Annotated in this window: 9 protein-coding genes and 2 pseudogenes; 1 reads left to right on the forward strand and 10 read right to left on the reverse strand. The window is 55.5% G+C overall.

Annotated features, from left to right (window positions below):
• The 8 genes and pseudogenes from AB5903_RS20580 to AB5903_RS20615 form a co-directional block, all read right to left on the reverse strand.
• Positions 1–487 (reverse strand): annotated as a pseudogene (locus AB5903_RS20580) (hypothetical protein); the annotation flags it as partial.
• A gap of 634 nt (positions 488–1121) precedes the next feature.
• On the reverse strand, positions 1122–2477 hold the full coding sequence (locus tag AB5903_RS20585) for a DnaB-like helicase C-terminal domain-containing protein (protein ID WP_004293560.1): 1356 nt from the start codon (positions 2475–2477) through the stop codon (positions 1122–1124).
• Complete coding sequence (locus AB5903_RS20590; protein WP_008672745.1) at positions 2474–3091, reverse strand: hypothetical protein; 618 nt, start codon at positions 3089–3091, stop codon at positions 2474–2476. The genes AB5903_RS20585 and AB5903_RS20590 overlap by 4 nt, the downstream gene beginning before the upstream one ends.
• Positions 3069–3686: an RNA polymerase sigma factor gene (locus AB5903_RS20595; protein ID WP_008672743.1), complete on the reverse strand. Its 618-nt coding sequence runs from the start codon at positions 3684–3686 to the stop codon at positions 3069–3071. The genes AB5903_RS20590 and AB5903_RS20595 overlap by 23 nt, the downstream gene beginning before the upstream one ends.
• 129 nt (positions 3687–3815) lie before the next feature.
• Positions 3816–4301: a crossover junction endodeoxyribonuclease RuvC gene (locus AB5903_RS20600; protein WP_368118202.1), complete on the reverse strand. Its 486-nt coding sequence runs from the start codon at positions 4299–4301 to the stop codon at positions 3816–3818.
• Positions 4276–6600 (reverse strand): SMC family ATPase, encoded by a 2325-nt coding sequence (locus AB5903_RS20605; protein ID WP_368118203.1) that lies wholly within the window; start codon positions 6598–6600, stop codon positions 4276–4278. The genes AB5903_RS20600 and AB5903_RS20605 overlap by 26 nt, the downstream gene beginning before the upstream one ends.
• Entirely contained in the window at positions 6588–7655 is a 1068-nt protein-coding gene (locus tag AB5903_RS20610) for a phosphoesterase (RefSeq protein ID WP_004293565.1), read from the reverse strand. The genes AB5903_RS20605 and AB5903_RS20610 overlap by 13 nt, the downstream gene beginning before the upstream one ends.
• A gap of 74 nt (positions 7656–7729) precedes the next feature.
• On the reverse strand, positions 7730–8989 hold the full coding sequence (locus AB5903_RS20615) for a hypothetical protein (protein WP_004293566.1): 1260 nt from the start codon (positions 8987–8989) through the stop codon (positions 7730–7732).
• A 14-nt stretch (positions 8990–9003) separates the two neighbouring features.
• Here AB5903_RS20615 and AB5903_RS20620 point away from each other — a divergent pair, with 14 nt between their 5' ends.
• On the forward strand, positions 9004–9162 hold the full coding sequence (locus AB5903_RS20620; protein ID WP_008672739.1) for a hypothetical protein: 159 nt from the start codon (positions 9004–9006) through the stop codon (positions 9160–9162).
• Between the two features lie 108 nt (positions 9163–9270).
• Here AB5903_RS20620 and AB5903_RS20625 read toward each other — a convergent pair whose 3' ends face one another.
• Positions 9271–9765: a hypothetical protein gene (locus AB5903_RS20625; protein ID WP_017140885.1), complete on the reverse strand. Its 495-nt coding sequence runs from the start codon at positions 9763–9765 to the stop codon at positions 9271–9273.
• A 114-nt stretch (positions 9766–9879) separates the two neighbouring features.
• Positions 9880–11508: pseudogene (locus tag AB5903_RS20630) on the reverse strand (hypothetical protein); the annotation flags it as partial.

The raw sequence follows: 11508 nt of genomic DNA on the forward strand, positions 1-11508 counted from the left end.
AGACGACATAGTCCGCGTAGCGCGGATTGAGCCTGCCGGTTATCCCGACCGGGAAATACTCGTAATCGTCGAAACAGAAGCCGCGCCGCTGCAAATACGGATGCCGGAAAGTGCGCTTGTAAAAGTCCGGCAATTCGACCGGCACCAGTTCGTCGTCTATTTCTTCCGCCTCGTCCTTCTCCAGCAGGTGCAGGTTCAACGGTGCGGCAATGTCAGCTGTCTGCAAAACCATCAGGTCCATGCGACCGATAGCCGCCAGAAGTTGCTCCAATGTACGGGTGGATGCCCCGCAGGAGAAGCAGTGGGCCATGAAAGGCCGGCGGTGGGCAGTCGCCTTGCCGATGTAGATACCGAACTTACCGCCCGACTTTCCGCAGAACGGGCAGCGCGGAACGATAAGGTTCTTACCGCTCCCGTCCCGTTTGGCACCCGTCTCGCGGGTTATCTCCGAAACCAGATATTGATATTCCTGTACCGACAGTTCCATATTAAGGTATAGTCGTGACCGCTACAGGTTGGTTTGAAATGTTTGGAAAAAGAATCCGGATTAGCCCAATAAAAATAGACCGGCAGAATCATGGAAGGTCTTTCCACCCAAAGGAAAAGAGAAATTGTCTTCCCGGCTGGACAAAAAATGACTGCTTTTGTCTAATCGATAAAACAATATATAAATAAGGAGATTGATAATCAGCATTGGCTGATTATCAGGTGTAGAGATGTACTTTTCTAAAATGATCACTCTCTACATAAAAAAAGCGTATTTTTTGTGCAGTACAATAAACATACTGAATGAAAAGTATCGTTTTCCAATTACTACAAATAACGGATTTGTATTTGCGAGGTCATTCGAACTTTCCTCGAACAAAGGTCGTATGATATCTCGAACGCCAAGACCCGTGAGCGGAAACTGAAAGCCTTGGAGGCGGCAGAGGAATTGAAATGTGAAAACCTGCTGTTGATAACATGGGGAACGGACGATATGGCGGAATACAAAGGGCATACAATAAAAATCGTATCTGTCCGGAATTGGTTTTACGCATGTAAGCTGCCATATATTCTCAACATTCCAGTCGTTACAAGTCAAAAAGCCACCGACACGCCGCATCCGGATCGATGGCTTTTTATTCCCTGTTCAGATTCAGTGTCCTCTGCCCGTCATAGAACACCTCATTGTCGTAGTCGGTGGCAATCCTGATAGTGTCTCCTTTCTTGAAGAACCGGCTTTTGGCCACGTGCAGGCGCATAACGTTCTCCTTTCTTTCTGCCGATGACTGGTTGAGCGAAACAAGGTGCGTGCACGGGCGGGCCAGACCTTTGGCCTCCGAACAGTTGTACTCGGTCAGCACGTTCCGCTCGTCATTCAGCCACTCCCGGTCTTCGATGGTAGACTGGTAAGTCACCACCATCCATACCTTTTCGTCCGCCGCCAGGTCCTTCAGGTCATTAGCCACCGCGATACGCTTCGCCCGTTCATGGTCGGCTCCCCATGAACGGCGGTTGGCATCCGTCAGCAAGTCCATCGAATCCACAATCACGATGTCCGGATTATATCCTTTGAGCTTCCTGTATTCCGAAATGCCGTTCTTGATGTCGAGTGTCGAGACCTGGGCATTGAAACGCGGGTAACTGCGCACCGTGATGCTTCCGGCATACGAGGCGACCAGTTTTTCCAGATGTCTCATCTCCGTATCCGAAATCTTTCCCCGCTCGTAATAGTAGGCGTTCCTGGAAATCAGTCCGCCGGAATAGGCGTTCAACGCCTCTTCTTCCGAACCTTCCAGCTGGAAATGCAGCACATGCAGCCCGTCATCGATGTCCGCCCTGACACCGATCCATTTGGCGATGTGCGACTTTCCCACGCCTGTGCTGGCCAGGAAACAGGTCAGCTGACCTCGCAGGTTACGTCCGGCATTGAGCGCATCCAGATACGGGATGTAGAAGCGGGACACACGAGGGGCGGCCGAGCGTTCCTCTTCCTCCTCGCGCCGGCGGTTCCTCTCGAAACGCTCCTTGAAAGTCGCGGCCACATCGACGAACGAGGAACTCTTCAGCGTGAACCCTGCCAGCCACTCGGCATATTCCCGAAGAGTCTTCTCCGCCTTGTCCTGTTTGTTCTCGTTATACAGTTTTCCGACCTCCGCATAGACCGACTGCAACCGGACCCCCTTGATGTAGGACTCCAGCATGTCGGTCATCACCTCGGCACTCTGTCCCTCGTCATACTCCCGGAAAGTGTCTATCAGCTCGATGGCGTCGTAATCCTCATGGAAGGTCTGTGCCAGCACGGCATACGACGGCGGTGTCTTGTATGTCTTGAAGTGTACGGCTATCGCCTCCTGTACCTGCTGGAACGAACGGTCCGGCAGGTATTCCTTACGCATATGCCGGGCTAGGACAGCACACAACGGTTCCTGTCTGAGCGCCGTGGCATAGAGTTCATACAGGAACTCGGCACTGAGCGGATTGACGGCACTCATGGCTTCGCCTCCTTTTTCCGCCACGCCTCACAGCGGATACGGTACAGTTCCGGATAGCGCGCCTGTGTCCTTCTGCGGCATGGCTCCGCTTTCGCACATTTTGAGCATGACGGGGAGAAAGGCGTCCACATCAGCGTGGAGAGCGCACAGACGAGATATCCCGCTTCGGTGGAGAGCAGTCGCCGCTTGGTCGTCTCCTCGTATTCCGGATAAATAAAACGCCCGAACGGATGGCTGCGGCGGTCTTCCACTGCCCGCGCCAAATCATGCCGTGACAGCCCGAAACTCTTCAGCCACCGGTCCTCCCGGTAGCGGCGTTCCTTTCCCGAGCGGAGATAGCGGCCGATGGCTTTCTTTCCGAATGAATGGGAGACGTTCCATTTCCTGCGATACGCGGTATCATATCCGGAAATGGCATATGTCTGGCAGATACAGAAGTCGGACAGGCGTTCCGCACTGACGGAGACGACCTCCCGGCACAAGCCGTCGAAACACATCCCGAGTTGCCTGTCCGACTTGCCGCCGGTAGGGAACACAAAATCCGCCCACACCGTGGTGCGGACCAGCCGTGTAAAGAGCCTCCGGCATCCGTCAATCCATTCTTTTCTCTCCATCGCGTGTCAATAGTTTGCGCAGCTGCGTCTTGGCTAGGAAGATGCGGCTTTTTACCGTTTCTACGTTCCTGGTCTGCAAAGTACCGTTGTTATAGGTGATTTCCATGATTTCCCCGAGTTTGTAACCAGCCTGCTGCAAGAGCAGGGCTTCCCGGTAAATCGGTTTGAGCCGGTCCAGTGCCCAGAGGATGTCATCGTTATAGAACTCGCGGTAGTTGTCCATCCCCATGCTGTTTCCCGACGGTTCGTCCTCATCCGACAGCGAAGAGGATATTTCCGAAATGTCGATATTGTCGTCCGGGGGCATGCGGTTCCTGTTGCGGTTGTTCAGGTCCGCCACAAGCCGTTTGGTCACGGCATAGATCCAGGTCTTTACCGGACGGGCCGGGTCATAACTGTCCATATACTTGAAGAAGTTGGCCAACGCCTCGAGGTAGTTGTCCTCGATGTCCTCCTGGTTATAGGTATATTTGATACAAATGCTGTATATCAGATTCTTGTGCGGCATCACATATTTTCTGAGAAGTTCCGCCCTCTGTCTCGCGGATTCGTCTTCAGGCTGGAGAACCGCAATAAACACATCTTTCTTTTCCACGTTTCCACTGACTGAAAAGGTTGATAATGAATCTCATGTCCTAATCTGTCAGCTACCGTGAGCGTCAATTGAAAAAACGGGCGGCAGCATTACCGCCGCCCGGAAAAAATCCAAACCGTTGTCGGCTTGTCACAGCCTGTGCCTGCGGATGTAATAGTAGAAGAGGTGGCAGGCATCCGCCGCATTGTCATCCACCGGGACAATACCGTATCTGTCCTTGCAGGCCACGACCATCTGCGTCTTGGTGGCGTGTCCGTCTCCCGTCGCCCATTTCTTGAGGACAGCCGGGTTGACGAACTCCGGTTCCGGGATATCCAGTTCATCGCACACTTCGAGCAGGATACCCCTGAGTTCCGAGAGCCGCCGCATGTCGTAGAAATGGCGGTTCACGCTCACATCCTCGGCCACGACGCGGCGGATGCCGTAACGACGGAGTAGCGAGAGCAGCGTAGTCCTGAAAGCGCCGTGCATCTTGTTGCCGTTGCGCCGTTTGCTTTCGGTGAAGTTCCATGTCCCGGCCTCATGCAGGGAGAAGTATCCGGTATGCGTGGCGATGTCCAGCGCCAGTACCTGCTCCCGGGTCAGTACGCTATTCTCCGAGTCTCGATTCGCCATTCTCTTTCACGATTACCAGTTTATGCGGATACCCTTCAGCCACATTCCCGTGCGAGACTACCAGCACGGTACCGCCGAGCGAGTTCAGCGCCTCGAACATGGAGGCCAGCCCCGCTTCATCGACCGCCTCGAGTATCTCGTCCAGCACGAGCAGATCCAGTCCCTTGTCCCCGTCGCAGTTGCTGTTCACGAGTTTCTGCATGGCAAGGATGGTTGCCAAATTCACACGGGCGGCTTCGCCTGCCGAAAACTTGCCGAACGAGCCGCAGTCCATGCCGTCGCGCAGCAGTGAGATGGAGATTTTCTCCCTTACCTTACCACTCTTGAGGACGGTATACCCGTCGAAGCGGATACGGATGTCGCTGCCGATGTCTTGCAGGAACTCGTTGGTGATACGGCTGAGCGCCTCGATTTTCGTGTTGGCCAGATAGGTCTTGAACTGCACGAACCGTTCCCGCTGTATCTCCAGGGCACGGACCTGGGCATCGACGGCCGTCTTGCGCCCTGCCGCCTCGTTGGACTTCCCGCGCGTTTCACGGAGAGTGTCCTTGAGCGATTGTATGAGGTCGGGTGAAGCCGCCTCATCCAGCTCCCGGATCGTGGCCTGCAAAGTGTCGATGGCGCAGGCCGCAGCCTGTATATCTTCCTTGCCTGCCCGTATGCCGCGGTTCAGTGCGGCATTGCGCTCGTCTATGAATCCGAACACCTCGTCGAATACCTTGCGGCGGACACCTTCGATTTCACTTTGCAGGGCGGTAATTTCGGAAGCGATGCGTTTATGCCCGCTTTCCACCTCTTCCACGTGGCGGGTGGCATTCCTGATGGCCCGTTCGTGCCCGGCCAGCTGCTCCTCCCATCCGGTGCGTCTGCCTTCCAATATCCGGCGCTCATGGTTCAGCCGGTTCTGCTGCAACTCCACGGCATCCGTCTCCTCCTGCTTCTCATCGATACGGCCGTTGATTTCCGTGAGCTGCCGTTGACGGAGCTTCAGTTCCTTCATGCCGGCCTCGATGTCGAACTGTGGTTCTGCCACCAGAAACTCATGCCCGCAGAAAGGACAGGTGATGGAGCCGGCCAGTTTGTTCGAGAGGCCGTCAATACCGGCAGAAACGATACGCCGTTTATGACGCAGTTCCTCGATGCTGCCGGACAGGTCGCGCAGACGGATGTCGATTTCCCGCAGTCTCTCCGCAGTCGTATCGGACTGATCCCTGTATGCCTCACAGAATGCGGCATACTCCTTCTTGAACTGTTCCCAGCCGTCAGTCCTGTTTTTCAGTTCCTGTTCCGCCTGCTTCAAGACGGCATCGCAATCCTTCAGCCGCTCTGTGGCGGTCTGTAACCGTCCTTTCTTTTCGGCAATGACCTTGTCCCAGTCCGTCTGCCGGGCATCGGGAAAGAGGGACATCATTTCCGCTATCTTTTCCAGACATGCTTCCAATGCGGTATCTCCGGCTTCCAGTTCCTGCAAAGCCTCGTCCGCCCGCTGCACTCCGGCAAGCTGTTCCTCAAGCCTGTCCACGTTCTCGTGCCCGGTACGGATCTGCTCCCTCTTGGCCGCTATGGCCGTTTCCAGTCCCATGATACGTTCCACACGGGTACGCCCCCGCTCGGCTCCGGCTTCCTCCTCCTTGCGTATCTGCTCCTGTAACATCCCGATACGCCCGTCCAACCCGGCCAGTTCCAGTTCCACCTGCCGTTTCTTTTCAGAGAGCGGCACGATGTCTTCCTCCACTTTGGCGATGGCTTCATCCACCAGGATACCGTTGGAAAAGCGGTTGATGACCTCTTTCTTCTCCTTGTCCGATGACGAGAGGAAATCCTCATACCGGTATTTGGAAAGGATGAAATTGTTGAGCAGCTCGTCGCGTGTGATACCCAGTTTGTCAAGAATATACCGGTTATAGGCATCCACCGAAGGCTGTACCGCTTCATCGGTTACCACCTGCTTGCCGCCACGGTAAAGCGTACAGCTGACAGAGGAAGCCCCCTTGCGCGGGATACGGCGGTTGACGAGCAGTTCCTCGGCGGCGGAATCGTTGATGAAACGCAAAGCGATACGGCATTCTTCCGCTGCATCGTTGATAATCTCCTCCGAGCGTATCTTTCTAAGCGGGCTGCCCGTGATACCCACGGCAATGCATTCCAACAGGGCAGACTTGCCGGCCCCGTTCGACTGCTGGGACTCATTGTCCCGGTTATCGCCGAAAATCAATGTCGTCACGCCTTGCCGCAGCATGTAGGACAGCGAACGGAAGGCGCAGAGATTTTCGGCTTCTATCGTCTTTAATTTCCACATGATCTGTTTTCTATTCTAGATAAATACTCCAATCCCATCGACACATCCTCGATCTGTTTCTCCCGGCAGAAGTCCTCGTAGGTTTCCCGGATGCGGCGGCTGTCGAATTTCTCGAAGAGCGAAGAGGATACCGCCTCCGGCAGCTGCTCGTCATCGGCAACCAGTTCTACCTTCGCCGCTCCGGCTTCCAGCAAGGCGGCTTTGTCCACCGATTTCATCGCGGCGGCAGGTGCATGGACACGCACCTTGACCTTGTAGCGACCATCGGCCTCCATTTCACGCAGCTCGTCCATCAGGTGCAACCCGGCACGTTCCGCCGGCATATCCATGACACGGTACCGCATGTTCACGCGGTTCTTGACAAACTCGTACGTGCCGTCCGTATACAGCACCGTGTATCCTTTCTCCTCGTCCTCCCCGAAGTTATGCTGGCGCGAGGAACCGATATATTCGATTCCCGTCCCCGGAATGACGGTACGGTTGTGGTAATGGCCGACAAAGACCTTGTCGAAAGGAGAGAATATCCTGGCAGGCAGTTCCTTTTCCGAAGGCTGTGCCAATGCCCCGTTGATACCCTCATGGATGTAGAGGAAGTGCTCCGGTTCTCCGGAAAGCGCTTCCGCAGCCAATCGTCCGAGCCTTTCGGCAAAAGAGCCGTCTTCCGGAAAATAGCTCATTACATGGAGCGCGAACTTCCATTCCGGGCGGCACAGGGTCAGGTACTCATCCACGACAGTCACATTCGGATGCCGGTCGAAGACATGACAATATCCGCGCAGGGATTCCTGGTTCACCTTGTCGTGGTTCCCTTCCGCCAGCGTGACATGAATGTCATGGTCCGCGGCGGATACAAGCATATCCCTGACGGCCAGCAGGACATCGAGTGTCTGGGCGGCACGGGAAAAGAACAGGTCTCCTCCGACAACCACTTCCCGGATATCCCGTTCCCTGCAAATTCCCATGGCCTCCTGCCAGTTGGCCTGGAATGCAGGGATGTTGTCTTTCGAGATGTGGATGTCATTCAATAACAAAAGGCAGGGTTTGTTCTCTTTCATACTAAGTGATTGTGATTAGGACGGGAGGCCCGGATGCCTCCCGTCGGATTAGAATTCAAGAACTTGTGAAAGGCTTATCTGCGGTGGCGGGGACGCCCGGCACGCTCTTCCGTTTCCTCCGGCTGCTCTTCTTCCTCCCCGGGGACATCCTCCGGTTCGTCACTGGGCTTCGGACCCTCCATCTCGCTTTCGATCAGGTCGAGTAGTTCCCGGTTGCTCGTGGAGCGTGTGACACGCACGGAGAGCCCTTCCTGCTCGATGTAGCCGCGGATCATCGCACGCAGCTCCTGGCCTTCCTCGGTCTTCTCACCGAGTTCCTGCCGCTGAAGCTCGTCATAACGTTCGAAAAGGTCGTCCAGCGAGATGCCTCCGCCTTCACGCCCGTTTTCTCTGTTATCTTTCGTACGGCGGTCGAACGAGAACGCGGATATATCCTCCTTGGGCAGTTCACCGTCCAGCGTGTCGATGACCGTCTTCATTTCATCCGTCTCCATGAGCGACATGCCGTAGATACCGTCGCACTGTTTGAGGAACTCGACGGTGGCTCCCAGATGATAACGGGTGTAGCGGTAGATGATTTCCGGGATACGCGGCGCACCCATCAGGGCGGTCAGCTCCTCCTTGGTCAACGGTACCGGTTCCGATTCGTTGTCAATGGAAATGACATACTCGGTCTTGGCTCCGTTCTTGCGCTTTTCAATCTCCACCGGATAGGCGTCATACACCGAGGAAATCGGGCACGGGTAAGACGGATTCTTGGCCAGTTTCTTGCTCCACAGCTTGAACTTCCTCTCATCCAGATCCTTGAACTGGGCATGGGAAAGGGTCATCATCTGCACGCCTTTGGCTCGTTCACCCAGGTCGAATACATAGAGACAGTGGCCGTAACTGTATTTCAGACCGCCTCCGAACGAGCCCCCGGCAATCTTTTCCGCCAGTTTGTCGTCCCCGTCCTCTTTTGCGGCTTCAACGGCCATGCGGCGGTAAGTCTCGATGGGATCAACGCTATATCCGGCATCGGTAGCGCGGGTGACAGTGACATACATCTTCTGGGGCTTGTTCCCCGTAGCGGGTTTCTCCAGCTCCAGAAGCAGCTGGTGGACGGGATACTCATAGCCCGGACGTGTCGGCGAGCCGTCCGGATTGGGAGCGATGGGCAGGATACGGAGACGGTAAGTCCCGAACTTGTCCATGCGGAAGAACTCCGTACGGGCGAACGCCCTGTTCTCCTCCTGGGCACGCAACTGTGCCTCCTGATAAGATTCCTGAACGCCGAGGAACATTTCCTCGACAGACATGCCTTCCATGCCGTTGTTCTTTTCTTCTTCTTGCATAAACGCTTTGTTTTATGGATTTAAAAATGCCCGAAGAATGCGACACGGTATACCCGCATCGCAAAGAAACTGGTAACAGGACGGACGGGTTCGGTTGCACCGTCCGCGTTCAACTGATAAAATTGGGAGAGGATGTCTCGCTGACCGTATCCCGAAAGAGGATACTCATTTGACAATATGGAAAGGTCTTGCAGCGACCGTGGAATACAAAATTAGGCAAATTACCCGGAACAGCCATACATGTACATGAATGTTTCTCACCGGCATTGTCCTTCAGCGCATTACCGTTTCATTTTAAGAATGCTTTTAATCTCTCCGAGCAGTCTGTCGCCGCCCGGCGCGTTCCGCGCTTCGGCAAGCAGCCTCCTGCGGTTCCGGCGGATATACTCTTCTCTCTTGCGGCGGCATATGCCTTCATAGTAGGCTTTGCGCTCCGGCGTGAGCCGTTTCCCGCGCCGGCAATAGACCCCGTCCCGGCGGTACTCGTCCAGGTAGCGGCGGAACTTCGCCTTGCCGCAGGAAGGGTCTTTCGATGCCTCCGCCACCGACCGTATGACCTGCCAGTCCGGCTCGAAGGGCTGCTGCGTGGCGCATAACCTGCGGAGCAGATGATAGACTACCGGCATCTCATACCGGAGCATGAAGCCTATCCGTGTCTCGTCGAAAGGAAAGCGCTTAAGCGTCCCCTGCGGTCTTCCGTCTTCTCGCTTTCGGGGCTTCTGCTGCCGGGGAGACGGTTTCTTCTGCGGCTGCCGCCTGATTTTCTTCTGTTTCATGATGTTGCGGTTGAATGGTTTGCTGTACGGTTTCACGGACGGGAACGTTCCTGCGCTCCGCAATCCTCCGGCGGCTTTCAATATCGCCGTTTACATTGAGTTTATGTTTCATGACTATACAAAATAGGTGAAGTTGAGTTCTACATTGACATTGTACATACCGCGCTCGTAAAGCTGTATCCTGCGCGAACCGCCGTAGATGGTGAACGAGGAGCCCCGGTTGTACTTGTGGTCATCGTTCCAGTCAGCGGCGCTGCAGCGCACGCTGTATCTCGGGGGCTGTATCTTGTTCGGGATGACGGCAACGATGCCGCCCCAGTTGCTGCCGTCCCTGCGTGCGGTATTGATATACCCCTGTATGGACACGATATTCCCGATCTGGCGGATAAACAGCCCCTGGGTATCTGTTCCCGAGCCGCTGTTCTCCATGTGCATCCATCCCGTATCCGCCAGCAGGGGCTGGTATTCTTCCGCATAGGCGGCTCCGATAGCGCGGCAGGCCTGCCGTTTCGCCTCCGCTGTCGGCAAGGACAGGTCGGAAAGTTTGCCGTCCTTGCGCAGGTAGTCCTTGACGATTTCGTCTTTGGACAGCACGTCCAACTTGTTCCGCAGGAGCTGCCGGGCTTCCATGGGGGATTTTCCTTGCCCGGTCAAAAAGTCGATGTAATCCTGGAACAGGTTTTCAAGCGCGGCGAAGCGGGCGTCCGCCCCGGCCTTGGTATACAGGTTCAGGTTGGTGGCGATGGTATCCTTTTCGGAAGCGTTGTAGCCGCCCATCAGCCGCTCCGCCTTTTTCTTGAGTTCCCTGACAACCTGCGAGGTCATCACGTATCCCTCGACCTGCGCGTGCGAAATGCCGCCTTCATCTATGTAGGCGAACGAACCGGTCTTGATTTCCAGCAGTTTGTCCCTGAGTTCGGGTGTGAAGACAATGCCCTCGTAAGCGGAGTCAGTCCCGAGCTTGCCGTCCATCATCCGGTCTATCTCGGCCGTGGAATAGACTTCGAGGTTCTTGCGTGCCTTGCCCTTGTCCGGAAGGTCGGACAGGTTCGAGGTCTTGGCCAGTTTCAGCTCCCCGGTACCTTTCTTTTCGGCATCGAGGGTATCCCTGACGGCCGCCTGCCGCTTTGCTTTCAGTTCGGCGGCTTCCTCTGCCGTCAGCCCGCTGATCTCGTCCGCCGTCAGGCGCACCAGCTCCTTCAATCCTTCGGAGATTTCCAGAAATACCTCCCCGGCTTCCGCTTTGGAATAGACATCGATATTCTTCCGGGCGGCAGCCTTGTCCATGACATCGGAAAGGTTCCCGTCGGCGGAGAGTTTCATTTTCAAAGCCGCCGCGACGGTTCCCGATGTGACATAACCTTCGCCGCCCTCCGTCAGTTCTCCGGTAGTGATAGCCGCCAGTTTCTTCCTGTATTCGGTCGTGAAGTCTTCGGTAGAGAGCTGTTTGCCTTCTACCACATCCACTTTCTTTCCCATCGCCTCCGTAAAGGCCCTGACGGTCACATAGGTGTCGGACACGGATTTTCCGTTGATTTTAAGCGTACCGAGCACATCCACCGCTCCCAAAGGGGCAAGCACGATGTCGCCCAGAGCGTTCCTCAGCGCAAAACGGAAACTGTCAGCGGTGTCGAAGCCGACGGTGGCGAGCAGCGCGGCGGCACTGTCGCGCCAGGTAATCAGGTTTGTCAGCCTGGCATTGTCTTTCGTATAGGCGGTATTCTGAATATCGATACCCCGTCC

It is taken from the genome of Bacteroides sp. 2201st1_D9_2201SCRN_220225 (genome assembly GCF_040928965.1).
GTDB lineage: Bacteria > Bacteroidota > Bacteroidia > Bacteroidales > Bacteroidaceae > Bacteroides > Bacteroides stercoris.